The sequence below is a fragment of the Pseudoflavonifractor sp. MCC625 genome (assembly GCF_018784545.1).
GTDB lineage: Bacteria > Bacillota > Clostridia > Oscillospirales > Oscillospiraceae > Pseudoflavonifractor_A > Pseudoflavonifractor_A gallinarum.
The window spans coordinates 189,813-213,308 of the sequence record NZ_WQOJ01000032.1 but is presented as its reverse complement, the minus strand read 5'-3'; the positions used below and the strand labels follow the sequence as shown (position 1 = coordinate 213,308).

23 protein-coding genes are annotated in these 23,496 nt (G+C 62.0%); 17 read left to right on the top strand and 6 right to left on the bottom strand.

Features of this window, described 5'->3' with window-relative positions:
- The first annotated feature begins 123 nt into the window (after positions 1–123).
- A complete protein-coding gene (locus tag GPK94_RS11730) occupies positions 124–1,380 on the top strand; it encodes a diaminopimelate decarboxylase (RefSeq protein WP_215655880.1) in 1,257 nt (418 codons plus the stop codon).
- A gap of 73 nt (positions 1,381–1,453) precedes the next feature.
- Here the strand turns inward: GPK94_RS11730 and GPK94_RS11725 are convergent, their stop codons facing one another.
- Positions 1,454–1,759 carry a hypothetical protein gene (locus tag GPK94_RS11725; RefSeq protein WP_193536180.1) on the bottom strand — a complete coding sequence of 102 codons (306 nt, stop codon included), beginning with the start codon at positions 1,757–1,759 and terminating at the stop codon, positions 1,454–1,456.
- Positions 1,760–1,928: 169 nt separating this feature from the next.
- Here GPK94_RS11725 and pyrE point away from each other — a divergent pair, with 169 nt between their 5' ends.
- From pyrE to GPK94_RS11650, 15 genes are all read left to right on the top strand, one after another.
- On the top strand, positions 1,929–2,603 hold the full coding sequence (pyrE, locus tag GPK94_RS11720; RefSeq protein ID WP_215655879.1) for an orotate phosphoribosyltransferase: 675 nt from the start codon (positions 1,929–1,931) through the stop codon (positions 2,601–2,603).
- A 3-nt stretch (positions 2,604–2,606) separates the two neighbouring features.
- Positions 2,607–3,284: a DNA repair protein RadC gene (gene radC, locus GPK94_RS11715; protein WP_101693886.1), complete on the top strand. Its 678-nt coding sequence runs from the start codon at positions 2,607–2,609 to the stop codon at positions 3,282–3,284.
- Positions 3,285–3,416: 132 nt separating this feature from the next.
- Positions 3,417–5,384 carry an excinuclease ABC subunit UvrB gene (gene uvrB / locus GPK94_RS11710; RefSeq protein WP_193536186.1) on the top strand — a complete coding sequence of 656 codons (1,968 nt, stop codon included), beginning with the start codon at positions 3,417–3,419 and terminating at the stop codon, positions 5,382–5,384.
- A gap of 39 nt (positions 5,385–5,423) precedes the next feature.
- Complete coding sequence (locus GPK94_RS11705; protein WP_101693884.1) at positions 5,424–5,696, top strand: hypothetical protein; 273 nt, start codon at positions 5,424–5,426, stop codon at positions 5,694–5,696.
- 14 nt (positions 5,697–5,710) lie between these two features.
- Complete coding sequence (locus GPK94_RS11700) at positions 5,711–6,481, top strand: hypothetical protein (protein ID WP_215655878.1); 771 nt, start codon at positions 5,711–5,713, stop codon at positions 6,479–6,481.
- A 39-nt stretch (positions 6,482–6,520) separates the two neighbouring features.
- Positions 6,521–9,349 carry an excinuclease ABC subunit UvrA gene (gene uvrA, locus GPK94_RS11695; RefSeq protein WP_215655877.1) on the top strand — a complete coding sequence of 943 codons (2,829 nt, stop codon included), beginning with the start codon at positions 6,521–6,523 and terminating at the stop codon, positions 9,347–9,349.
- A gap of 145 nt (positions 9,350–9,494) precedes the next feature.
- Positions 9,495–10,901 carry a copper amine oxidase N-terminal domain-containing protein gene (locus GPK94_RS11690; RefSeq protein ID WP_193536194.1) on the top strand — a complete coding sequence of 469 codons (1,407 nt, stop codon included), beginning with the start codon at positions 9,495–9,497 and terminating at the stop codon, positions 10,899–10,901.
- Between the two features lie 187 nt (positions 10,902–11,088).
- Positions 11,089–11,568, top strand: a complete 480-nt coding sequence (locus GPK94_RS11685; protein ID WP_101694026.1) for a small multi-drug export protein — start codon at positions 11,089–11,091, stop codon at positions 11,566–11,568.
- Positions 11,569–11,613: 45 nt separating this feature from the next.
- A complete protein-coding gene (locus GPK94_RS11680) occupies positions 11,614–11,958 on the top strand; it encodes a hypothetical protein (RefSeq protein ID WP_215655876.1) in 345 nt (114 codons plus the stop codon).
- A 35-nt stretch (positions 11,959–11,993) separates the two neighbouring features.
- On the top strand, positions 11,994–14,210 hold the full coding sequence (locus GPK94_RS11675; protein WP_215655875.1) for an ATP-dependent RecD-like DNA helicase: 2,217 nt from the start codon (positions 11,994–11,996) through the stop codon (positions 14,208–14,210).
- A gap of 124 nt (positions 14,211–14,334) precedes the next feature.
- Complete coding sequence (locus GPK94_RS11670) at positions 14,335–14,517, top strand: hypothetical protein (RefSeq protein WP_193536198.1); 183 nt, start codon at positions 14,335–14,337, stop codon at positions 14,515–14,517.
- Positions 14,514–15,167 (top strand): ComF family protein, encoded by a 654-nt coding sequence (locus GPK94_RS11665; RefSeq protein ID WP_215655874.1) that lies wholly within the window; start codon positions 14,514–14,516, stop codon positions 15,165–15,167. Before GPK94_RS11670 ends, GPK94_RS11665 begins: the two co-directional genes overlap by 4 nt.
- A 158-nt stretch (positions 15,168–15,325) precedes the next feature.
- Positions 15,326–16,348 carry a rod shape-determining protein MreB gene (mreB, locus tag GPK94_RS11660; RefSeq protein ID WP_101693875.1) on the top strand — a complete coding sequence of 341 codons (1,023 nt, stop codon included), beginning with the start codon at positions 15,326–15,328 and terminating at the stop codon, positions 16,346–16,348.
- An 88-nt stretch (positions 16,349–16,436) separates the two neighbouring features.
- The gene (locus tag GPK94_RS11655) at positions 16,437–17,615 is read left to right on the top strand and encodes an iron-containing alcohol dehydrogenase (protein WP_193536202.1); all 1,179 of its coding nucleotides are present in this window, start codon (positions 16,437–16,439) and stop codon (positions 17,613–17,615) included.
- Positions 17,616–17,793: 178 nt separating this feature from the next.
- Entirely contained in the window at positions 17,794–19,236 is a 1,443-nt protein-coding gene (locus tag GPK94_RS11650) for an aspartate ammonia-lyase (RefSeq protein ID WP_101693874.1), read from the top strand.
- A 62-nt stretch (positions 19,237–19,298) separates the two neighbouring features.
- Here the strand turns inward: GPK94_RS11650 and GPK94_RS16305 are convergent, their stop codons facing one another.
- The gene (locus GPK94_RS16305; protein WP_193536204.1) at positions 19,299–19,790 is read right to left on the bottom strand and encodes a hypothetical protein; all 492 of its coding nucleotides are present in this window, start codon (positions 19,788–19,790) and stop codon (positions 19,299–19,301) included.
- Positions 19,791–20,082: 292 nt separating this feature from the next.
- Between GPK94_RS16305 and GPK94_RS11640 the strand changes: the two genes are divergently transcribed.
- Positions 20,083–20,457 (top strand): serine proteinase, encoded by a 375-nt coding sequence (locus GPK94_RS11640; protein WP_101693872.1) that lies wholly within the window; start codon positions 20,083–20,085, stop codon positions 20,455–20,457.
- Positions 20,458–20,558: 101 nt separating this feature from the next.
- On the opposite strand, the gene GPK94_RS11635 is transcribed toward GPK94_RS11640, so the two are convergent.
- The 4 genes from GPK94_RS11635 to GPK94_RS16125 form a co-directional block, all read right to left on the bottom strand.
- Positions 20,559–21,464, bottom strand: coding sequence for a C40 family peptidase (locus tag GPK94_RS11635; RefSeq protein ID WP_186962924.1), 906 nt, complete (start codon positions 21,462–21,464; stop codon positions 20,559–20,561).
- An 84-nt stretch (positions 21,465–21,548) separates the two neighbouring features.
- Complete coding sequence (locus tag GPK94_RS11630) at positions 21,549–21,839, bottom strand: hypothetical protein (protein ID WP_101693870.1); 291 nt, start codon at positions 21,837–21,839, stop codon at positions 21,549–21,551.
- A gap of 223 nt (positions 21,840–22,062) precedes the next feature.
- Positions 22,063–22,791 (bottom strand): hypothetical protein, encoded by a 729-nt coding sequence (locus GPK94_RS16130; protein ID WP_252192608.1) that lies wholly within the window; start codon positions 22,789–22,791, stop codon positions 22,063–22,065.
- Between the two features lie 42 nt (positions 22,792–22,833).
- Positions 22,834–23,418, bottom strand: coding sequence for a hypothetical protein (locus GPK94_RS16125; RefSeq protein WP_252192607.1), 585 nt, complete (start codon positions 23,416–23,418; stop codon positions 22,834–22,836).
- Positions 23,419–23,496: the final 78 nt, after the last annotated feature.

Here is a 23,496-nt window from a genome sequence, read left to right as displayed (position 1 = left end):
TTGACGAGGGAAGGATGAAAAGAAAAAATGCTGAAACAGGCGGACTCCATTGACACAGGCCTGTCGATTTAGTAAGATAAAGCGACAGAATTTTTTATTCCAAAGAAATCAGGTGAGTCCACAATGAAGAAGCCCTTTGTCACCCAGGAGCAGCTCCAGAACATTGCCGCGCAGTATCCCACGCCCTTTCATCTCTATGATGAGCGGGGCATCCGGGAAAATGCCCGCCGGCTGAAGGCGGCTTTTTCCTGGAATCCCGGATTCCGGGAGTATTTTGCCGTCAAGGCCACGCCGACGCCCGCCATTCTCAAGCTCCTGCGGGAGGAGGGGTGCGGTGTGGATTGCTCCTCTCTGACCGAGCTGATGATGTCGGAGCGCTGCGGCTTTGGGGGAGAGGAGATCATGTTCTCCTCCAACGACACTCCGCCGGAGGAGTTTTCCATGGCCCACCGCCTGGGAGCCACTATCAATCTGGACGATATTACCCATATCGACTGCCTGAAGGAGACCCTGGGCACCCTGCCCGAGACGGTCAGCTGCCGGTTCAATCCGGGGGGCGTGTTCTCCATCGGGGCCTCCAAGGAGGGGTTCCAGGTCATGGATAACCCGGGCGACGCCAAGTACGGCTTTACCCGGGAGCAGCTCTTTGAGGGCTTCCGCCGGCTGAAGGAGCTGGGGGTGAAGTACTTCGGCCTCCACTCCTTCCTGGCCTCCAACACCCTGTCCAACGAGTACTATCCCACCCTGGCGGGCATCCTCTTCCAGCTGGCCGCCGACCTGAAGCGGGAGACCGGATGCCACATCCGCTTCATCAACCTCTCGGGCGGCGTGGGCGTGCCCTACCGCCCGGAGCAGACCGCCAACGACATCTTTGCCATCGGCGAGGGGGTGCGCAGACAGTATGAGTCCATTCTGGTGCCGGCCGGGATGGGGGATGTGGCCATCTTCACCGAGCTGGGCCGATTCATGCTGGCCCCCTACGGCTGCCTGGTGACCCGGGCCATCCACGAAAAGCACACCTACAAGGAGTACATCGGGGTGGACGCCTGCGCCGCCGATCTGATGCGCCCGGCCATGTACGGGGCCTATCACCACATCACCGTCATGGGGAAGGAGGACGCCCCCTGCGACCATATCTATGATGTGACCGGCTGCCTGTGTGAGAACAACGACAAGTTTGCTGTGGACCGCGCTCTGCCCCGGATCGACATGGGGGACCTGCTGGTCATCCACGACACCGGCGCCCACGGACACGCGATGGGCTACAACTACAACGGCCGCCTGCGCTCGGCGGAGATCCTCCTGCGGGAGGACGGCTCTACGGAGCTGATCCGCCGGGCTGAGACGCCGGAGGACTATTTCGCCACCGTGGTGTGGTGAGCAAAAGCCGCCCTCCGCCCCTGCTGCACCGGCAGAGGACGGAGGGCGGCTTTTCCCATTCCGGAAAGAGAACTCAGGAACGGCGGGAGTCTTTGCGCTCCTGCCGCTTTCCGAAGTAGACGGCCAGGAAGATCACGGTGATGATGTTGACCGAGCAGAAGCCCAGCAGGCCCATGAGGAGAAGCTGGGCCCCTGCCTCACCGCCGGCGGAGGACTGGGCGATCAGAACCCCGGCCACGCCCAGAGAAAAGAGGAGGGAGAGGACGGGCAGGATGAGCCCCGGCCACCGGCTGGGGAGCGCGGACAGGACGCTTTGAAGGGCACACAGGGCGGCAAAGCAGGCCGCCAGCAGGACAAAACCCAGGACAAAGGGCAGCATGGAGACACTCCTTTTCACATAAAAACTGGATTGGAGATATTATAATGCCGGAAACAGGGAATTGTCTACCCTTGGAGCGGGAAAGAGGGGGCCCGGACTTGTAAGAATGGCCCGAAAATGGTATAATAATACGACTTTACAGCAACCGATTGAAGGAGAGAAGAGAGTTATGACTTACAAGGAAGAATTTATCACCTTCATGGTGCGCTCCGGCGTGCTGACCTTCGGCGACTTCACCACCAAGTCCGGCCGCAAGACCCCCTATTTCATCAACACCGGCAACTACAAGACCGGCGCTCAGGCCGCCAAGCTGGGCGACTACTACGCCGCCTGCATCCAGGAGAACCTGCCCGAGGGCGTGACCTGCCTCTTCGGGCCTGCCTACAAGGGTATCCCGCTGGCCGTAGCCGCCGCTTCCTCTCTGTACCGCAATTATGACCGGGATCTGCCCTACTGCTTCAACCGCAAGGAGGTCAAGGACCACGGCGAGGGCGGCTCCATGGTGGGCTACAAGCCCCAGGACGGGGACGACGTAGTCATCGTGGAGGACGTGGTCACCGCCGGTACCGCCGTGCGGGAGTCCATCGAGCTCTTCAAGCACGTGGCCAAGGTCAACATGAAGGCCCTCATCGTCTCGGTGGACCGCATGGAGCGGGGCACCAAGGACTGCTCTACTCTGGATGAGCTGCGCCAGGACCACGGCATCGCGGTCTATCCCATCGTCACCGTGCGGGAGATCATTGCCTTCCTGCACAACCGGGAGATCGACGGCAAGATCTACATTGACGACGCCATGAAGGCCCGCATGGAGGCCTATCTGGCGGAGTACGGCCCCCGGGCGTAATCCATGGGGATCCACGACGGACACCGGCAGCGGCTGAAACGCGAATTTCTGGCCCGGCCGGAGTCCTTCCCCGACCACAAGGCGCTGGAACTGCTCCTCTTCTATGCCAATCCCCGGAGCGACACCAATCCGCTGGCCCACGACCTGATCGAGCGTTTCGGTTCCCTCTCGGGGGTACTGGACGCCGCGCCGGAGGAGTTGGAGAAGGTCAAAGGAGTGGGAGAGCACGCCGCTGTGCTCCTCAAATGCGTCAAGGAGCTTTCCGGCCGCTATCTCACCTCCCGGGCCAGTCTGGACGGGATCGTGGAGGACACGCGGACGGCCTGCGCTCTGCTGCGGCCCTACTTCTTCGGGGCCAGGAATGAGCGCGTGTGCGTGCTGTGCATGGACGGCAAGCGCAAGGCGCTGGGTGTGCGGCCGGTGGGGGAGGGCAATGTGAACGCTGTGGAGGTCACCAGCCGCCGCATTGCAGAGGCCGCGCTGGCCCTCAATGCCACGGGGCTGATTCTGGCCCACAACCATGTCTCCGGCCTGGCCTTTCCCTCGACGGAGGACAAGCTCACCACCCGGCAGCTGGCGGAACTGCTGGCCCGGCTGGGGGTGGAGCTGGTGGACCACATCATCTTTACCGATGATGACGCAGTATCCCTGCGGGACAGCGGCTTTTTTGCCGTCATCTGACACTTGAATTAGAACGTGCGTTCTGATACAATGGACGTGCGGCGACCGCGGGGGGATGTGGATGCACGTCGCCCCGCGCCCTTTTTCCGGGGGAGAACACCCGGCAGATCACAAGAGCAAGGAGGAGGAGACATGCCTGATTTTCAGGTGGTATCGGAATACCGGCCCGCGGGCGATCAGCCGGAGGCCATCGAGGCCCTGGCCCGGGGCGTGGAGATGGGCTTGCAGGAGCAGACCCTGCTGGGAGTCACAGGCTCGGGCAAGACCTTCACCATGGCCAAGACCATTGAGCGCATCCAGCGCCCCACCCTGGTCCTGGCCCACAATAAGACCCTGGCCGCCCAGCTCTGCGCCGAGTTCCGGGAGTTTTTTCCCCACAACGCGGTGGAGTATTTTGTCTCCTACTACGACTACTACCAGCCGGAGGCCTATATCCCCCATACCGACACCTATATTGAGAAGGATGCCGCCACCAACGATGAGATTGACCGCCTGCGCCTCTCGGCCACCTGCGCCCTGCTGGAGCGGCGGGACGTGATCGTGGTCTCCTCGGTTTCCTGCATCTACGGCCTGGGCGAGCCGGAGGATTTCGCCAAGATGATGGTCTCCCTCCGGGTGGGCAGCACTCTGGAGCGGGACGAGCTCCTCCGGCGTCTGGTGGAGATCCGATATGAGCGCAACGACATTGCCTTTGAGCGCAATATGTTCCGGGTGCGGGGGGATACCGTGGAGATCTTCCCGGCCTACTGGAAGGACACCGCCATCCGGGTGGAGTTCTTTGGGGACGAGATCGACCGCATCAGCGAGATCAATGTGGTCACCGGGGCCGTCATCCGGAACCTGAATCACATCCCCATCTGGCCCGCCACCCACTATGTCACCCCGAAGGAGAAGATGGACGCCGCCATCGGAGAGATCTACCGAGAGCTGGAGGAGCGGCTCAAGTTCTTCCAAGACAACGAGCAGCTGGTGGAGGCCCAGCGCCTCAAGCAGCGGGTGCTCTATGACATCGAGATGATGCAGGAGCTGGGATACTGCTCCGGTATCGAGAACTACTCCCGGGTCATCGAGGGGCGGCCGGTGGGGTCCCCGCCCCATACCCTGCTGGACTATTTTCCCAAGGACTTTGTCCTCTTCATCGACGAGAGCCATGTGACCCTCCCCCAGGTGCGGGCCATGTACAACGGAGACCGGGCCCGTAAGACCACGCTGGTGGACTACGGCTTCCGCCTGCCCTGTGCATTTGATAACCGCCCGTTGAAATTTGAGGAATTTGAACAGAGAGTAAACCAAGTCATCTATGTCTCGGCCACGCCCGGGGAGTATGAGCGCACCCGCTCCGGCCAGATCGTGGAGCAGGTCATCCGGCCCACGGGACTTCTGGATCCCCGGATCGAGGTCCGGCCGGTGGAGGGACAGATCGACGACCTCATCGGCGAGATCAACGAGCGCACCGAGCGAAAGGAGCGGGTGCTGGTCACCACCCTCACCAAGAAGATGGCGGAGGATCTGACCACCTATCTCCAGGGAGCGGGCATCAAGGTGCGCTATATGCACCACGACATCGACACCATGGAGCGCATGGAGATCATCCGGGACCTGCGCCTGGGGACCTTCGACGTGCTGGTGGGCATCAACCTGCTGCGGGAGGGGCTGGACCTGCCCGAGGTGAGTCTGGTGGCCATCCTGGACGCGGACAAGGAGGGCTTCCTACGCTCCGAGACCTCCCTCATCCAGACCATTGGCCGGGCGGCCCGCAACGCCGACGGCCTGGTGGTCATGTATGCCGACACGATCACCCCCTCCATGCGCCGGGCCATCGACGAGACCGAGCGGAGACGGGCCAAGCAGGACGCCTTCAATCAGGCACACGGCATCGTGCCCAAGACCGTCATCAAGTCGGTGCGGGAGCTCATCCGCCTCTCGGAGGAGGAGAAGAAGGACCGGGAGGCCAAGCACGCGGGCAAGATGACCCGAAGCGAGCGGGAGGCCGCCATCAAGAAGCTGGAAAAGGAGATGAAGGAGGCCTCTCAGCGGCTGGAATTCGAGTACGCTGCCGTCCTGCGGGACCGGATCATCGAACTGCGGGGGCAGTCCTGACACCGATCACACCGACCGAACGAGAAAGGGCGTGTTTGTATGAAAAAGAGAATGGAATTCCTCTGTACCACCGCGATCTTCTCTGGTATTCTTCTCCTGCTGTTGGGCATCCTGTTTGCGGCGGTGCTCTCAGGGGACCCGGGCGCGGGCGCCTCGGTGGAAGAACAGGCCGCCGCACTGGGCTGGATGCGGGCCGGACAGGTCAATGCCGTGGTGGGAGCGATTCTCTTTGCCGTGGGGCTGGGCCTGCGGCTGTGGATGGGCCGCCAGCCCCGGCAGCGCCGCCGCCCCCGGGGAACCGGGCGCTCCTGAGAGGGGGGGCGGGGATGAACCATTGGAGAGCCCTTACCCCCTTCCCGCGGATCATGCTGTGCATCCAGGCCGGGCTGCTGCTACTTTTTACCGCCCTCTATCTGACCCTGGGAATACAGCGGGGGATTGAATTCCAGGAGCAGTTCCTCCGCCAGACGGAGCGGGGAGAGGACACCGTTTATACCGGCACACTGGACGGAAAAACGGTGGAGCTTACCTTCACCCCCTCGGGCGCTCTCTTCTACCGCTGGGGGGATGCGGAATACGGCCCCTATACCCTGACCGAGGACCCCACTGCGCTTCCTCCGAATGCAACAGAAAAGATGGGCAAAGTAACCGGTGTGGAGCTCCGCCTGGATGGGGAGATCCTCTTCCGAGGCGGCTACGGCTTGGACGGATTCTATCTGGTGAATGAGGACGGCACCAAGCCGAATAGACTGGAAATAATTGCTAATGGGACGGCCTACGGCTTAGTTGGAAGCCAGCAGACCTATGAAGATGGCCTATCTATCACCCGGGCCATCAGCCTGCTGCTGGAGGGGCCCTCGGTCCGCAGCCGGGTGCATGGAGAGGGATATTTCCTGGGGACCCTGGTGGTGGTCATCAATGCCGTCGCCATCCTCTTTGCCGATGAGCTCTTCCGCTGGAATCTGCGGTGGTCCATCCGCCACCCGGAACGGGCGGAACCCTCCGAGTGGGAGCTGTTCAGCCGGGGCTTCAGCTGGGTGGTGCTGACCATTGTAGCTCTGATTGGATATATGATGGGACTGTCCAGCTCCGCGTAGCACGATTTTTTCGCAACGAACAAAGGAGAAGCAAACACTATGCTCGACCATATTTTTGTCAAAGGCGCACGGGAAAACAACCTGAAAAACATCGACGTGGACATCCCCCGGGACAAGCTGGTGGTGCTCACCGGCCTCTCGGGCAGCGGCAAGTCCTCCCTGGCCTTTGACACCATCTACGCCGAGGGACAGCGGCGGTATGTGGAGTCCCTCTCCTCCTATGCCCGGATGTTTTTGGGGCAGATGGAGAAGCCCGATGTGGACTACATCGACGGACTCTCTCCCGCCATCTCCATCGACCAGAAGACCACCTCGAAAAACCCCCGCTCCACGGTGGGTACGGTGACCGAGATCTACGACTACCTGCGCCTCCTCTGGGCCCGAGTGGGTACCCCCCACTGTCCCAAGTGCGGCAAGGAGATCATGCAGCAGACCATCGACCAGATCATCGACCAGGTCCTCACGCTGCCCGAGGCCACCCGCATCCAGGTCATGGCCCCTGTGGTGCGGGGGAAGAAGGGCACCCACCAGAAGCTGCTGGAGGACGCCCGCAAGTCGGGCTATGTCCGCTGCCGGGTGGACGGCTCCCTCTACGATCTGAGCGAGACCATCGAGCTGGACAAGAACAAGAAGCACTCCATCGAGATCGTGGTGGACCGCCTGGTCATCAAGAGCGACATCACCCGCCGCCTCACCGACAGTGTGGAGGTGGCCTCCAACCTGGCGGGGGGACTGGTGGTCATCAACGTGGTGGGGGAGGACCGGGATATCCTCTTCTCCCAGAACTACGCCTGTGAGGACTGCGGCATCTCCATCGAGGAGCTCTCGCCCCGGATGTTCTCCTTCAACAACCCCTACGGGGCCTGTCCCACCTGTACGGGCCTGGGCTCTCAGCGGAAGGTGGACCCCGACCTCATCATCCCCAACAAGGACCTCTCTATCCTGGAGGAGGCCATCACGGCCAGCGGCTGGAACAACATCAAGGGGGACGGCATCTCCCGGATGTACTTTGACGCCCTGGCCAAGCAGTACAAATTCAAACTCTCCACCCCGGTGAAGGATTTGCCCCCCGAGGTGATGGACGTCATCCTCTACGGCACAAAGGGGGAGAAGCTCAAGCTCACCTATGAGCGGGAGAACGGTAAGGGAACCCTCATGCAGGCCTTTGAGGGCATCTGCAACAATCTGGAGCGGCGCTATCAGGAGACCCAGTCGGACGCGGCCCGGCGGGATCTGGAGGAGTGCATGAGCGACCGGCCCTGTCCCGACTGCGGCGGACGCCGCCTGCGGAAGGAGGCACTGGCTGTCACGGTGGGGGGCATCGACATCGACACCTTCTGCCGCAAGTCGGTGACCGACGCCCTGGACTTTGTGGAGCACCTGGAGCTGAGCGAGCAGAAAATGCGCATTGCCGCGCGGATTCTGAAGGAGATCAAGTCCCGCCTGGGCTTCCTCCAGAGTGTGGGCCTCCAGTACCTGACCCTCTCCCGCTCGGCGGCTACCCTCTCGGGCGGTGAGAGCCAGCGCATCCGCCTGGCCACCCAGATCGGCTCCTCCCTGATGGGGGTGCTCTACATTCTGGACGAGCCCTCCATCGGATTGCACCAGCGGGACAACGACATGCTGCTGGCCACCATGAAGCGCCTGCGGGACCTGGGCAACACCCTGTTGGTGGTGGAGCACGACGAGGACACCATGCGCGCGGCCGACTACATCGTGGACATCGGCCCCGGGGCCGGGGTCCACGGCGGACAGGTGGTGGCGGCGGGCACCGCGGAAGAGGTCATGAACACCCCCGGCTCCATCACCGGAGACTACCTCTCGGGCCGGAAGAAGATCCCGGTCCCCGCCCAGCGGCGAGCGGGCAGCGGACAGTTCCTCACCGTCCGGGGGGCGGCCGAGAACAACCTGCAAAATGTGGATGTCTCCATCCCCCTGGGCACCTTTACCTGTGTCACCGGTGTGTCCGGCTCGGGCAAATCCTCCCTGGTCAACGAGATCCTCTACAAGCGCCTGGCGGCCGACCTGAACCGGGCCAAGACCCGGCCGGGCAAACACGCGGGCATCGAGGGGGAGGAGTTTCTGGACAAGGTCATCGACATCGACCAGTCCCCCATCGGGCGCACGCCCCGCTCCAACCCGGCCACCTATACCGGACTCTTCAACGATATCCGGGAGCTCTTCGCCTCCACCCAGGACGCCAAGGCCCGGGGCTATGGCCCGGGGCGGTTTTCCTTCAACGTGCGGGGCGGCCGGTGCGAGGCCTGCTCCGGAGACGGCCTCATCAAGATCGAGATGCACTTCCTCCCCGACATCTATGTGCCCTGCGAGGTCTGTAAGGGCAAGCGGTACAACCGGGAGACCCTGGAAGTGAAGTACAAGGGCAAGAACATCCATGAGGTGCTGGAGATGACGGTGGAGGAGGCGCTGGGCTTCTTTGAGAACCTGCCCCGCCTCTACAACAAGATCCAGACCCTCTACGAGGTGGGACTGGGCTACGTGAAGCTGGGCCAACCCTCCACCACCCTCTCGGGCGGCGAGGCCCAGCGGGTGAAGCTGGCCACCGAGCTTGCCAAACGTTCCACCGGGAAGACCATCTATATCCTGGACGAGCCCACCACGGGCCTCCACACCGCCGACGTGCACAAGCTCATCGAGGTGCTCCAGAAGCTGGTGGATGTGGGCAACACGGTGGTGGTCATCGAGCACAACCTGGACGTGATCAAGACGGCCGACCATGTGATCGACCTGGGGCCCGAGGGCGGCGACGGCGGCGGAACTGTCGTTGTGACCGGCACCCCGGAGGAGGTGGCGGCCTGCCCGGCCTCCTACACGGGGCGGTACCTGAAACGGATGCTGGAGGGCTGATCTCAGCCGGGTAAATGGGAGAAAGTTCTTAAACTTTCCTTAAATAGATATCTTTTGCATTGACATTTCACCGGGTGGATGGTGTAACATGGTGCTATGGAAAAGTGCCGGGATTCCCACCGGCGCTGGAAAAGGAGGTTTCTGTATGAATCGAATCTGTAAACGTCTGGGCGCGGTGGGCAGCGCTGCGGCTCTTGCGGCCACCCTGGCCGTCCCCGCCCTCGCCGCGGAGAACACCGCCGGCATCGCCGTCCAGCTGGACGGCCAGAATGTGGCCTTCACCGACGCCGCCCCTGTGGCCAAGAGCGGACGCACCTTCCTGCCCTTCCGGGCCGTCTTTGAGGCCATGGGCGTTCAGGTGACCAGTGAGGGAAAGGAGATCACCGCCGTCCGGGGGGACACCACCCTGCATATGACCATCGGTTCTTCCACCGCCACCCTCACGCAGGGGGATAAGACCTCCACCATTTCCATGGATGTGGCGCCCTATGTGGACAGCGCCACCTGGCGGACTTATGTGCCCGTCCGCTTTGCCGCCGAGGCCTTCGGCTGCAACGTGGGCTGGGATCAGGACGACCAGACCATCCTGATCGTGGATGTGGATAAGCTCCTGGGGGATGCCACCTTTACCAAGATGGACCAGTATATCTCCAATCTCTATGAGAAGCAGGCGGAGCAGAACCAGGCTACCGACGGCACCTTCTCCATGGGGCTGACCATGGATTCCAGCCTCACCGGGACCGAGAAGGACGTGGAAATGAAAGTGGACGGCACCGTCACCGGCGTGAGCAGCATGACCGCCGCCCAGCTGGCCATGGAGATGGACCTCTCCGACCTGGCCACCCTGGTCGCCTCTGACCCCGCCGCCATGACTGCGGAGCAGCTGGCCGAGCTGAAAAATTCCCTGGCCAAGACCGAGCTGGAGCTGCGCATGGATCTGGAGACCGGCATGTACTACATCTACGCCCCCATCCTGGCGCAGCAGAACGGCGGCAGCGGCTGGTACTCCATGGATCTGAACAACCTCTTCCAGATGAGCGGCATGGACCTGTCCCAGCTGATGGGCCTGTACAAGGACTTCAGCCTGGAGGACACCTTGCGCTCCACCCTGGCCTCCATGCCTCTCAGCGACCGTGATACCGCCTATTCCATGCTGACCATGAGCGCGGACAGCTATGTGAAGCTCTTCAGCGACGGCGCCCTCAAAAAGGACGGCGATACCTACAAGGCCACCTACACCCTGAATGAGGGCGGCGTGGAAAACATCACCTACACCACCGTGCTTACCGAGCGGGATGGGGAGATCGTCTCCATGCAGGTGGACATGGCGGTCGCGGCCAGCGCCGAGGGCGTGAATCTGTCCACCACCGCTAAGATCTATGCCGACAGCACCAAGAGCACCATCGACATGAAGATGGATCTGCCTGGCATGATGAACCTGACCCTCCAGATGGACCTGGGCTATAAGCCCACCGACAAGGAGCCTGAGACCGGTCTGCCCGCCGGCGTCACCGCCACGCCCCTGGATATGGGAATGACGGTCATGCCCTAACGGGATTTGAGCGACTCTGACCTGTTTCAATACGCTGCGGCCCCCCGCTTCGGCGGGGGGCCTTTTGCACATGCGGTGGGAAAACAGTTCTGTTTTCTTTTGACCGAATATGTTACAATCATAGAGATAGAAACCGGACAGATCCGGTTTCAAACGAATGAATCGGAGGATTTTAAGATTGGATCTTATGTCGTGGCTTACCGGGAACCAGGCGGGTGAGGTGGTCTTTACCATGCTGGTGTCCATGCTGCCCATCATCGAACTGCGGGGCGGCATCCCCTTCGGCGTGGCCCTGGGACTGAATCCCTGGGTGGCCTTCGTGGCCAGTGTGGTGGGCAATCTGCTCCCGCTCCCCTTTATCGTGGTCTATATCCGGCGGATCTTTCAGTGGATGCGCCGTCATATGCCGCGGCTCAACGCCCTGGTGGACAAAATGGAGAAAAAGGCCCACCTGAAGGGCCGGAAGGTGACCCGGTACAAATATCTGGGTCTGATGATCTTTGTGGCCATTCCCCTGCCGGGGACCGGCGGGTGGACCGGCGCGCTGGCCGCCGCTTTCCTGAACATGCCCCTGCGCAAGGCCATGCCCGCCATGACCGCCGGAGTGTTCATCGCGGGATTTCTGGTGACCTTCCTCACGTATGTGGTGAAGATGACCATGATCTGAACCATTTTTCCATTTCCGCATAGGATGCTCTGGAGGTGAGCGGGAATGGAATCTTTTCTGCAGGCGATGGTGGCCCTTCTGGCCGCCACGGGACTTTTGGCTCTGGCATGGCTGTGCTTCGGCAAGCTGCTCCTGCCGGTGAGCGGCGGAGCAGGGGGCGGGGCAGTCTACGCGGTGCTGCCCGTCCAGGGAGAGGCCGAGACGCTGGAGCACGATGTGCGGGGCCTGTGCTGGCTCCGGGGCGGGCAGGCCGCCTGGTTTACCATCATCATCGCCGACGCGGGACTCACGCCCCGGGGCCGCGCGGTGGCCCTTGCTCTGATGGGAGAGCAGGGAGGAATGGTGCTCTGTCCGCTGGAGCGGCTGGGGGAATACCTCCGCCAGCCGTGAGCGGCCGATGAGATTGAGACAAAAGGGTGATTCCGGTGGAACAGGTGGAAGAACAGCTCCTGATCGAGGGGACGGTGGATGCGGTCATCTACCAGAATGAAGAAAATGGATATACGGTCCTCCGGGTCGACGCCGGAGAGCAGGGCGGCATCACCGTAGTGGGCTGCATGCCCGCCATCGCCCCGGGAGAGAGTCTCTCGGTCCAGGGCCGGTGGATGCGCCATGCCTCCTACGGCGAGCAGTTCAAGGCCGAGGTCATCCAGCGCCGGATGCCCGCCGGGGAGAAGGCCATCTTCGAGTATCTGGCCTCCGGCTCGGTCAAGGGCATCGGCGCAGCCACCGCCCGGCGCATGGTGGAGGAGTTCGGAGAGGACGCCCTCACGGTCCTGGAGGAGCAGCCCGAGCGCCTGACCCAGATCAAGGGGATCACCCGCAAGCGGGCGCTCGCCATGGGGGAGGCCTTTCGGCTCCAGATGGGGATGCGCCGCCTGCTGGACTTCCTGGGGGAGCACGGCGTGGCCCTCCAGCTGGCCATGCCCCTCTACCGGCGGTACGGGGACCGGGCTCTGGAGGTCATCCGGGGCAACCCCTACCTGCTGGTGGACGAGGAGCTGGGGGTGGAGTTCGCCGTGGCCGACCAGCTGGCCCTGGAGATGGGCATGGACGGAGAGGACCCCCAGCGCATCGAGGCCGGGCTCCTCTTCGAGCTCTCCCACAATCTGATGAACGGGCACACCTTTCTGCCCCGGAAAAAGCTGCTCCTGGCCACCGCCCAGCTCATCGGGGTGGAGGCCGAGAGCCTGGAGGACGGGCTGGAGGCCCTCCTCGAGCGGGGCGAGGTGGTGCAGGAGGAGGTGGCCGGGGAGACCGCCTGCTACCTCGCCGAGCTCCAGGAGGCGGAGGAGTATGTCTCGGCCCGGATGACCGAGATGGCCTGGCAGGAGCTGCTGCCCCCCGACGGCCTGGAGGAGATTTTGGAGCAGATCCAGCGGGAACAGGGCATTACATATGCCCCCCAGCAGCGGGAGGCGGTGCTTCTGGCGGCCCGGCGGCAGGTGATGCTCCTCACCGGCGGCCCGGGCACCGGAAAGACCACCTCCCTGCGGGGAGTGCTGGCCCTCTTTGACGCCCTGGGGCTGGAGACCGCCCTGGCCGCCCCCACCGGCCGGGCGGCCAAGCGCCTGGGGGACCTGTGCGGGGTGGAGGCGGCCACCATCCACCGCCTGCTGGAGACCCAGTTCGATCCCGGTACCGGGCGGCTGGTCTTTGCCCACGACGAGAGCGAACCCCTGCGGGCCGACGCCGTCATCGTGGATGAGACCTCAATGGTGGACATTGCCCTCATGCGGGCGCTGCTCTCCGCCCTGCGGAGCGACTGCCGCCTGGTGCTGGTGGGAGACCCGGACCAGCTGCCCAGTGTGGGGCCGGGGAACCTCTTCTCTGACCTCATCCGCAGCGGGGCCATCCCCACGGTGCGCCTCACCGAGATCTTCCGGCAGGCCGCCCAGAGCGGCATCGTCATGAACGCCCACGGGGTCAACCGGGGGGAGCTCCCCGACCTGCGCAACCGGAGCTCCGACTTCTTCTTTCTGCGCCGGAAGGAGCCCGCCCGGCTGGCCGACACGGTGGTGGAGCTGATCTCCCACCGTCTGCCCGAGAACATGGGTATCCCGCCCGAGCAGATTCAGGTGCTCTGTCCCACCCGCAAGACGGTGGCGGGGACGGCCTCCCTCAACCGGGCTATTCAGGAGGCCATCAACCCGGCGGTCCCCGGCAAGGGCGAGCGGCGCTTCGGGGAGTATATCTTCCGGGAGGGAGACCGGGTCATGCAGGTGCGCAACAATTACGACCTGATGTGGAAAGACCGGGATTCCCTCACCTCTGGCATGGGGGTGTTCAACGGGGACATCGGACAGATTCTGGAGGTGGACAACCGCAACGAGCTCATCACGGTGGATTTTGAAGGCCGCATCGTGGAGTATTCCCCCGATATGCTGGGGGAGCTGGAGCCCGCCTATGCCGTCACCGTCCACAAGGCCCAGGGCAGCGAGTACCGGGCGGTGATCCTGGCGGTGAGTAAGGCCACGCCGCTCCTGCTCACCCGGGGGGTGCTTTACACCGCCATTACCAGGGCCAGAGAGCTGCTGGTGCTGGTGGGGGACGAGGAGGCGGTGGCCCAGATGACCGCCAACAACCGTCAGCAGCGGCGCTATTCCGGCCTGCGCTGGCGTCTGGCCCAGAATAATGGATAGGAAACGGATACCCAAAACTATTTTGTGCGTGCAATTGCACGCATTATAAAATAATTTGCGTTCATTTGCATACTATAAAGATAGAATGCGTGCAGTATGCACGGAATGGAGTCTTTATTTGAGTATGCAGGAAAAAGAAATCAAGCACATTGGTCTGCGAGTTGGTCTGGAGACACATCAGAAGCTGCGCTATATCGCCAATTATGAGGGCCGTACCATCAATGGACAGGCTCACTACCTAATTCAGAAATGTATTCGCGAGTTTGAAAAGGAGCACGGCCCCATCCGGCCGGAGGACCTGGATTGAGCCGGTGGAGGCAGGTCCTTCTGGATCTCCTCTTTCCGCCCCGCTGCGTCTTCTGCGGCAGGTTGCTGGAAGAAGGGGAGGGCATCTGTCCCCACTGCGTCCGGGCGTTGCCCTATACCCACGGGACGGGGGCGGAGCAGCGGGGCGAGGGGATCACCCTGGCGGTCTCGCCTCTCCGGTACGAGGGGGAGGTGCGCCAGTCCATCCGCCGCTACAAGTTCGAGGGACGCAGATGGTATGCCCGGACCTATGGCGGGCTGATGGCCGCGTGCGTCCGGGAGCATCTGGACGGGCGCTTTGATGCTCTGACCTGGGTGCCCCTGTCTCAGCGCCGCCGGAAGGAACGGGGCTACGACCAGGCCCTCCTCCTGGCACGGGCCGTGGGGGAACACCTGGACATGGAGCCGGAGGAAGTCCTGTGCAAGGTGCGCCACACCCGGGCCCAGTCCGGCCTCTCCGACGGGGAGGAGCGGCGGGCGAATGTGCGGGATGCCTACCGGTGCATCCGGCCCGAACGGGTGGCCGGGCGGCGTTTTCTGCTGGTGGACGACGTGATTACCACCGGCTCCACACTGGCCGCCTGCGCGGCGGTATTGCGCCAGGCGGGTGCGGCCGATGTGGTCTGCGTCACGGTGGCCCGTGCCCATTGACGGAAGAGTGGTTGAAATATCCGAAAAACTTATGAAAAATCCTGTTGAAATACGGGAGAAATGTCTTTATAATGTTAGACAGACTTTAAATAGGTGATTTAGGAATGGAATTTTGGGCAAACTTAAAAGAAAAGTTCAAGAGACTTCGAGGTGTGGGTATGTTCAGCAAGGATATCGGCATTGATTTGGGTACTGCGTCTATTCTGGTGTATGTGGCCGGCAAGGGCGTTGTGCTCCGCGAGCCCTCTGTGGTGGCCCTGCACAAGGACACCGGCAAGCTGCTCAAGGTGGGCACCGAGGCTCAGCAGATGCTGGGCAAGACCCCTGGCAACATTGTTGCCATCCGTCCCCTGCGGGAGGGCGTCATCTCCGACTATGATATGACCGAGCGGATGCTCAAGGAGTTTATCCGCAAGGTGACCTCCTTCCGGCTCTTCAAGCCCCGTATCGTCATCTGCGTGCCCTCCGGCATCACCGAGGTGGAGGAGCGCGCCGTCATCGACGCGGGCATCCAGGCCGGCGCCCGCCGGGTCTACCTCATTGAGGAGCCGGTGGCTGCTGCCATTGGCGCGGGCATCGACATCACCCGTCCCGACGGCCATATGATCGTGGACATCGGCGGCGGTACCTCCGATATCGCCGTCATCTCCCTGAGCGGCATCGTGGAGTCCACCTCCATCAAGATCGCCGGCGATCAGTTTGACGAGGCCATCATCAAGTATATCCGCCGCAAGCACAACGTCCTCATCGGCGAGCGCACCGCGGAGGAGCTGAAGATGAAGATCGGCTGTGTGTTCCCCCGTCCCGAGGAGCAGTCCATCGAGATCAAGGGCCGCTGCCTGATGACCGGCCTGCCGAGAGTGTTCACCGTTACCTCCAGCGAGATGATCGAGGCCTTTGAGGAGCCCGCCACCCGCATTCTGGAGGCCATCCACGGTGTGCTGGAGCGCACGCCCCCCGAGCTGGTGGCCGACATCGCCACCAACGGCATCGTCATGACCGGCGGCGGAAGCCTGCTGTGGGGCTTTGACAAGCTGATCGAGTCCCACACCGGCATCGAGACCTATGTGGCGGACGACGCCATCTCCTGCGTGGCCTACGGCACCGGCAAGAGCCTGGAGACCATCGGCGACATGCAGGACGGCACCATCAACCTGTCCCGCCGCAAGCAGATGAACTAAAACTGACCAGAAAGGGCGCCGTACAGGGGTATGGCGCCCTTTTTGCCCGGTCAACACATACCGTCCAGATCAAAGGAGGAACGCCATCATGCAAAACTTTACGTACTACACCCCTACCCGAGTGGTCTTTGGCAAGGGAGAAGTGGAGCGAGTTGGGGAGCTGCTGCGCGCCGAAGGGGCCCGCAAGGTCCTCATCCACTACGGCGGGGAGAGCGCCCGCCGCTCCGGTCTGCTGGAGCGCGTGGAGCGGGCTGTGAAGGATCAGGGGATCGACTTTGTCTCTCTGGGCGGCGTGGTGCCCAATCCCCGGCTCTCCAAGGTGCGGGAGGGCATCACCCTGGCCCGGGCGGAGGGCGTGGACTTCATCCTGGCTGTGGGCGGCGGCAGCGTCATCGACTCGGCCAAGGCCATCGGCTACGGCATTCCCTACGAAGGGGACGTGTGGGACTTTTACAGCGGCACAGCTCAGCCGGAGCGGGTCTGCCCGGTGGGCGCGGTGCTCACCCTCTCGGCCGCCGGAAGCGAGATGAGCAATTCCTCCGTCATCTCGGACGAGGAGAACGGGCTCAAGTGGGGGCTCAACAACGACATCTGCCGCTGCCGCTTCGCGGTGATGGACCCGGAGCTCACCTATACTCTGCCGCCCTATCAGACGGCCTGCGGCGTGGTGGACATCCTCATGCACACCATGGAGCGCTACTTCACCCATGAGAAGGATACTGCCCTTACCGACGAGCTGGCCGAGGGTCTGATGCGCACTGTGATGGACTGTGGGCGCAAGGCCCTCCGGGACCCGAAGGACTACAATGCCCGGGCCCAGATCATGTGGGCGGGCAGCCTCTCCCACAATGGCCTGACCGGCTGCGGCACCGTGGGGGACTGGGCCAGCCACCGCATGGAGCACGAGCTCAGCGCCCTGTTCGACGTGGCCCACGGCGCGGGACTGGCCGCCATCTGGGGGAGCTGGGCCCGGTATGTCTACCGGGAGGAGCCCGAGCGCTTCGCCCAGTTCGCGGTCAAGGTAATGGGCTGTCCCAATGACTTCCGTGACCCGGAGAAGACTGCCCTGGCCGGCATCGAGGCCATGGAGCAGTATTACCGGGAGATCGGTATGCCCACCTCGGTGCGGGAGCTGGGACACGACCTCAATGAGAGCGAGATCCAGCTGCTGGCCGAGAAGTGCGCCCGCCGCAACCCCAATCTGGGTGGCTTCAAGACCCTGAGTCAGGACGATATGATCCAGATTTTCCGCATGGCCCGCGGATAAATCGGTTACAATACCATCGTTTCCCTGGAGTTTTTCCGGGGAAACGATTTTTTTCTTGCGTATGGTGGAAAACTTGCAAAAATAGCTTGCATTTTGCAAGTGAACGTGCTAGATTAGAGGCAACGAAAGAAAACCTGCATCTGAAGTGCAGGAAAACAGGAAGAGGAGCGAGTATTCCATGACAGATAAGCAGCGTGCGGAGTTCGAGCATGGGCCCTACCGTTCGGAGCATGACTCCATTGGCGAGCGTGCGGTCCCCCGGGATGTGTACTACGGCGTGCAGTCCCTGCGGGCAGTGGAAAACTTCCCCATCACCGGACTGACCATGCACCGGGAGATCATCAACTCCATTGCCGAGATCAAGAAGGCATCCGCCATCACCAACTATGAGATCGGCCTGCTGGACAAGAAGGTGGCCGACGCCATCGTCCGGGCCTGTGAGGAGATCGTGGAGGGCAAGCTCCATGAGGAGTTCATCGTGGACCCCATCCAGGGCGGCGCGGGCACCAGCCTGAACATGAACGCCAACGAGGTCATCGCCAACCGGGCCATTGAGCTGCTGGGCGGGGAGAAGGGTGACTACACCCTGGTCAACCCCAACGACCACGTAAACTGCGGCCAGTCCACCAACGACGTGTTCCCCTCCGCCGGAAAGCTGGCGGTGCTCAAGCTGCTGGTCCGGGCTCAGATCCAGCTGGAGCGTCTGTACACCGCCCTTCTGCAGAAGGCGGAGGAGTTTGACGACGTGATCAAGATGGGCCGCACCCAGATGCAGGACGCCGTGCCCATCCGCCTGGGCCAGGAGTTCCGGGCGTACAGCGAGGCCATCCGCCGGGACATCGCCCGCTTCGAGCGGGCCATGGACGAGATGCGCTGCCTGAACATGGGCGGCACCGCCATCGGTACCGGCCTGAACGCCGACGAGCAGTATCTCCGCCGCATCGTGCCCAACCTCTCCAAGGTGTCCGGTCTGCGGCTGGTCCAGGCCTTCAACCTGATTGACGCCACCCAGAACCTGGACGAGTTTGTGGCGGTCTCCGGCGCGGTCAAGACCTGTGCCGTGAACCTCTCCAAGATGTCCAACGACCTGCGGCTCATGTCCTCCGGTCCCCGCTGCGGATTCGGGGAGATCAACCTGCCGCCCCGCCAGAACGGCTCCTCCATCATGCCCGGCAAGGTCAATCCGGTCATCCCCGAGGTGGTCAATCAGGTGGCCTTCAACATCATGGGCAACGACCTGACCATCACCATGGCCGCCGAGGCCGGCCAGCTGGAGCTCAACGCCTTTGAGCCCATCATCTTCTGGAACCTGACCCACGCGGTGGAGTTCCTGACCTATGCGGTGAGCACGCTGGTGGACAACTGCATCCAGGGCATCACCGCCAACCGGGATCGGTGCCGGGAGATGGTGGAGAACTCGGTGGGCATCATCACCGCCATCTGCCCCCACGTGGGCTATGAGGCGGCCGCCAATGTGGCCAAGAAGGCCATCCAGACCGGCCGCAGCGTCCGGACCATCACCATTGAGGAGGGCCTGCTGGACGAGGAGACCCTGAACAAGATCCTGGATCCCTATGCCATGACCGAGCCCGGCATCCCCGCCAAGGAGCTGCTGGACTAAGCGTCTCTCATTGGAACAAACGAAGCGCCTCCCCAGACGGGGAGGCGCTTTTGTGTCTTGACTCAGCTCAGCTTGTGAATCAGGATGGAGCCGTTGGTAAAGGTGGTGTTGGCCGTGTTGGTGACCAGAGTCAGCGTAGTAGTGCCGGGGATGGTCAGGGCCGTGGTATTGGCGAGCAGTACCGGTTTTCCGCTGGTGGCAATGGAGTTGGTCGCCAGGGAGCCCGGGACAAGTGTGCCGTTGGCATTGAGCTGTACGCTGGCCAGCGTGGGGGCGTCCGAAGAAGCTGCGTTGACCGTGTAGTGCACCTCATAGCTGCCGGGCTGGGTGAGGATGAAGTCACCGGAGCCGGCCGTATGGGTGATCTCGGTCCCCAGAACCATCTGGTTGGTGGGGAAGGTGAGGGAAGAGCCGGCGGAGGCCGGCGTCTGAGCCGCCGGAGCGACGGCGTAGAGGGCCTGAGGCGCTGGCGCGGTTCCGGTGGGACCGGTAGGACCGATGGGGCCGGTGGGGCCCGTGGCGCCGGTAGGACCGGGAACCGGAACGATGCTCACCGTGCACGGCTCCGGCCCGGGACAGGGACAGGGCGGAGGACAGCACGCGGGCGGACAGACAGGGGGAGGACATCCGAAACGGAAGTCTTTGTTCTGGTATACATTCATTGGGCATAACCTCCGCAGTATCCTATGCTCCGGTGTGCACAGAGGTGCCGGCCGGGAAAGGGGGGCGGCATGACCGGTCCGGGAGGAGGCTTAAATATTCCTTAAATCCAGAGGGAGCTACTTGCGCAGATAGGGCAAAAGGTATAAAATGGAGCCAGTTTAAGGGAACAGGAGGTCATGATATATGGCGCTTTTGGATGATTTGAAGGTAAAAGCGGTGGAATTGACCCAGGTTGGCATGGCCAAGTCCAAGCAGCTGGCAGAGATCGCCCGGCTGAGCCTGGCCAACACCGGCGAGGAGGACAATATCCGCAAGGCTTATATTGAGATCGGAAAACTTTACTATGCAGAGCGGGGAATGGCGCCGGAGGCCGCTTACACGTCGCTGTGTGAGAAGATCACCGCGGCCAAGATCAACATTGAGGAAAACAAGGCCCGGATCGCCCAGCTGAAGGAAGAGGGGAGCATCAAGGACAGCGAGGTCGCCGCCGTGGTGGAGACTGAGATTCCCGCGGAGGAGCCTGTCATGACGGCAGAGCCCGAGAAGGAAGAGGAGTAAGCACCCTTCCAACAGCTAAGAAGAATTCATAGAAAAAGCGCCTGATGGAGTACCATCAGGCGCTTTTTAAACAGATTCAGACGGAATGGAAGAAGAGGATGTTACAGGATGTGGCGGCCGTAGACATAGACGCGGCTGTAATAGCCGGAATTCAGGTTGTCGATCTTGACCGTGTATGTATTGGTGGAGGCGTGGATGAACTGGCCGCCGCCAATGTAGATGCCCACGTGGGAGACCGGCTTGGTGGTGTTGGCCTTGAAGAAGACCAGATCACCGGGCTGAAGCTGGCTCTTGGAAACGGCAGTGCCGTTGGCCAGCTGATCGGTGGCGGTGCGGTTGAGGGTCACGCCGAAGTGGGCATAGACATACTTGGTGAAGCCGGAGCAGTCAAAGGAGTTGGGGCCGTTTCCACCGTACACATAGGGGGTGCCCAGGAACTGCTTGGCATAGGCCACCACCTGCTCTCCCATGCTGGAGGAGGAGGTCGCCGTGGTTTCATTGCCGCGGGAGGTGGTCTCCTTGGTGGTGATCATATACTCACTGCTGACATAGCCGGTCTTGCCGTTATAGTCGACCTTATACCAGCTGCCATCCACACCGATGATCTTGACGACGGTGCCGTCAGCCAGAGAGGCGACCTTGGAAGCAGAGGTGGAGGGGGCGCTGCGCATATTCAGCGTGGAGCCGCCGGCGCTCACCTTGCCGTAACCGATGGCGGCGTCCGCCTTCTGGGAAATGGTGAGGTATTCGCCGGACATATAGCCCTGCACAGATTCATAATCGACCTTGTACCAGTTGTTCCCGGCGTCTTCCAGCACGATGACGGCGTCGCCCTTGGAGGCGGTGGCCAGGATCGCGGAGTCGGTGCTGGCGGCGGAGCGCAGGCGGAGTGCGTCGGCCTGAACGGTGCCGACGCCCATGCTGGCGGCGGCAGCGCTGACCAGACAGGCACAAGAAACCGCCACGGTGACGGCCATAACGCGCAGGAACTTCACAGGCTGTATCATCGGTATAATCCTCCATTCAGTCAAATGCTGCCCGAAGGCAGTCCGTTTATCTTCTCATTCGTTTGGCATTTGGGTGGGTGGGGGTTATTTGTTGGAGAGGGCACGCTCCAGCCAGACGGCGGCCACATCCATGGCGGCGTAGAGGCTGTCCTTCTCGCTCTTCTTGACGACGCGGTCCCGGCTTTTCAGGTCGGGATCGGTGAGCTGGAGCTGGACCACGACCTTGTTGGCCACATCCAGATCCTTGACCTTTTTGGTGCTCATGACCTGCATCATGATGATATATTTATCGGCCATGCTTCCGTAATAGATCAGATTATCTTTCCGGCGAAGGGGATGGCCCTTGTAGACCAGAGGAAACTTTTCGTCTGCCATTCTGTGCCTCCTGAAAATAAATTAAAAATTAAAAACTGTAACCGAATTGTAACACATTGTTTCCGAGTTGTCAAATTCTTATTTTATGTCAAGCATACCGGTAGGAGAACAGACATTACTTGAAAGCTCAGCAGAAACGGGAAAAAAGGCGAAATATTATGTCAATAAAAAAGAACGCGGCCTCTTCCCAATTGGGCGGAGCCACGTTCTTTTTAGGGCAAAGTCAGCGCCTGAAATCGTCCCTCCGGCGGAGCAGAGTGCCCAGCGACAGGAGCAGGGCGGCGAGGATACACAGCGCTTCCAGCGCCATGGTCCAGGTCTGTCCGAAGAGGTGGACGGGCATTGTGTATTGCAGGCGCAGATACACGCAGTAGGAGCTGAGGGAGGCCAGTTGGGTCAGCAGGGCGATGGGAATACGCCGGCGGTCCCACACCGCCCAGACCAGGGTGACCACATCGGCCAGGAAAAAATAGCGCTCGTGCATATAGGGGAGAAGAAAGGGGACCCCCAGGGCCAAAACGGCGGCAGCCGCCAGAAATTGTGCACCGGAGAAGCGGCTGCGGTGGAAAAAGAGCCATCCCAGCACAAAGAGACACAGGGCAAAGGCCGCCAGAATACCGGCCCGGGCCAGGGGCTGCTGCGCCACATCCACCCCGTAGGGGATCAGGGCGAAGAGGGAAGGGGCGTTGAACACCAGAGCATAGCTGTACTGTCCCGCCTGCTTGAAATAGACCCCCAGGATGTCAGCCAGCGGCTTGCCCAGCAGCAGGGCCGGGAGGACGGCCACCGCATAGGCGGCCGGAAAGACCAGCAAGTGGGAGAAGCGGAGCTTCCGCACCAGCCACAGTCCGCCCCAGAGGGGGATGAGGAAAATGGTCTGGAGCTTGAAGGAGAAGGCCACGGCCAGCAGTGCCACCGAGGTCTTGGGATGGTCCTCCCAGGCGGAGGCCATGGCGTGGAGGACCAGCGCGCCGTACAGGGCGTCGCACTGTCCCTAGAAGGAGCCGTTGAGGACCACCGTGGGGAGGAGCAAAAGGAGCAGATAGGCCGTCAGGGGGGCGGGACCATCTTTCCGGCCGGACAGAGCCCCGACCAGCCGCAGGCCGCCCCAGGCCAGAATCCCGTCAAACAGGATGGAAAAAAGCTTGATGGCATAGAGATCCGGGAAGGGGAGATAGGAGATGGCGGCCATGAAGTAGAGATAGGGCGCGTTGTAGTCGCCCACAGGCTCTTTGATCGCGGCAAAGCCGCCGTTCTCCCGGAAAAAGGCGGCCCACTGGGAGAGGAAGTCCCGGTAGTCGTAGGTGATATGATCCAGACACATTGCCCGCAGCAGCGCCGCCAGCGCCAGGACCAGAAAGGCCAGAGCCAATTTATTCCCTCCATACCCCGCCCGGCGGAGTGGGAGAAGGGCCAGCCCGGTCCACAGGAGCAGACAGAGACCGGTGATCCATCCGACGGCCGGTCCGCCCAGTGCCAGGGAAGAGCAGCGCCAGAGCACTCCGGCCAGCAGGAGCGCGCCCAGGAGCCAGGGCAAAAGAAGCTGTGCCCGGGGCGCGGGAGAGGGGATTTTCGGCATAATATCACCTCAAAAACAGAAAAAAGTCCGGAATTTCTCCGAACTTTACAGATATAAAAATTGACTCTTTTGTACATC

Excerpts from the sequence above, each read along its gene's own strand:
- GPK94_RS16130 (WP_252192608.1), bottom strand. The coding sequence starts at position 22,791 with ATGGCCTCCGCCTGGGAGGACCATCCCAAGACCTCGGTGGCACTGCTG.
- mreB (WP_101693875.1), top strand. The coding sequence starts at position 15,326 with ATGTTCAGCAAGGATATCGGCATTGATTTGGGTACTGCGTCTATTCTG.
- GPK94_RS11725 (WP_193536180.1), bottom strand. The coding sequence starts at position 1,759 with ATGCTGCCCTTTGTCCTGGGTTTTGTCCTGCTGGCGGCCTGCTTTGCC.
- GPK94_RS11705 (WP_101693884.1), top strand. The coding sequence starts at position 5,424 with ATGAAAAAGAGAATGGAATTCCTCTGTACCACCGCGATCTTCTCTGGT.
- GPK94_RS11650 (WP_101693874.1), top strand. The coding sequence starts at position 17,794 with ATGACAGATAAGCAGCGTGCGGAGTTCGAGCATGGGCCCTACCGTTCG.
- GPK94_RS11670 (WP_193536198.1), top strand. The coding sequence starts at position 14,335 with ATGCAGGAAAAAGAAATCAAGCACATTGGTCTGCGAGTTGGTCTGGAG.
- GPK94_RS11640 (WP_101693872.1), top strand. The coding sequence starts at position 20,083 with ATGGCGCTTTTGGATGATTTGAAGGTAAAAGCGGTGGAATTGACCCAG.
- GPK94_RS11635 (WP_186962924.1), bottom strand. The coding sequence starts at position 21,464 with ATGATACAGCCTGTGAAGTTCCTGCGCGTTATGGCCGTCACCGTGGCG.
- GPK94_RS11630 (WP_101693870.1), bottom strand. The coding sequence starts at position 21,839 with ATGGCAGACGAAAAGTTTCCTCTGGTCTACAAGGGCCATCCCCTTCGC.
- GPK94_RS11730 (WP_215655880.1), top strand. The coding sequence starts at position 124 with ATGAAGAAGCCCTTTGTCACCCAGGAGCAGCTCCAGAACATTGCCGCG.
- GPK94_RS11690 (WP_193536194.1), top strand. The coding sequence starts at position 9,495 with ATGAATCGAATCTGTAAACGTCTGGGCGCGGTGGGCAGCGCTGCGGCT.
- uvrB (WP_193536186.1), top strand. The coding sequence starts at position 3,417 with ATGCCTGATTTTCAGGTGGTATCGGAATACCGGCCCGCGGGCGATCAG.
- pyrE (WP_215655879.1), top strand. The coding sequence starts at position 1,929 with ATGACTTACAAGGAAGAATTTATCACCTTCATGGTGCGCTCCGGCGTG.
- GPK94_RS11680 (WP_215655876.1), top strand. The coding sequence starts at position 11,614 with ATGGAATCTTTTCTGCAGGCGATGGTGGCCCTTCTGGCCGCCACGGGA.
- radC (WP_101693886.1), top strand. The coding sequence starts at position 2,607 with ATGGGGATCCACGACGGACACCGGCAGCGGCTGAAACGCGAATTTCTG.
- GPK94_RS16125 (WP_252192607.1), bottom strand. The coding sequence starts at position 23,418 with ATGCCGAAAATCCCCTCTCCCGCGCCCCGGGCACAGCTTCTTTTGCCC.
- GPK94_RS11685 (WP_101694026.1), top strand. The coding sequence starts at position 11,089 with ATGTCGTGGCTTACCGGGAACCAGGCGGGTGAGGTGGTCTTTACCATG.
- GPK94_RS11655 (WP_193536202.1), top strand. The coding sequence starts at position 16,437 with ATGCAAAACTTTACGTACTACACCCCTACCCGAGTGGTCTTTGGCAAG.
- uvrA (WP_215655877.1), top strand. The coding sequence starts at position 6,521 with ATGCTCGACCATATTTTTGTCAAAGGCGCACGGGAAAACAACCTGAAA.
- GPK94_RS11700 (WP_215655878.1), top strand. The coding sequence starts at position 5,711 with ATGAACCATTGGAGAGCCCTTACCCCCTTCCCGCGGATCATGCTGTGC.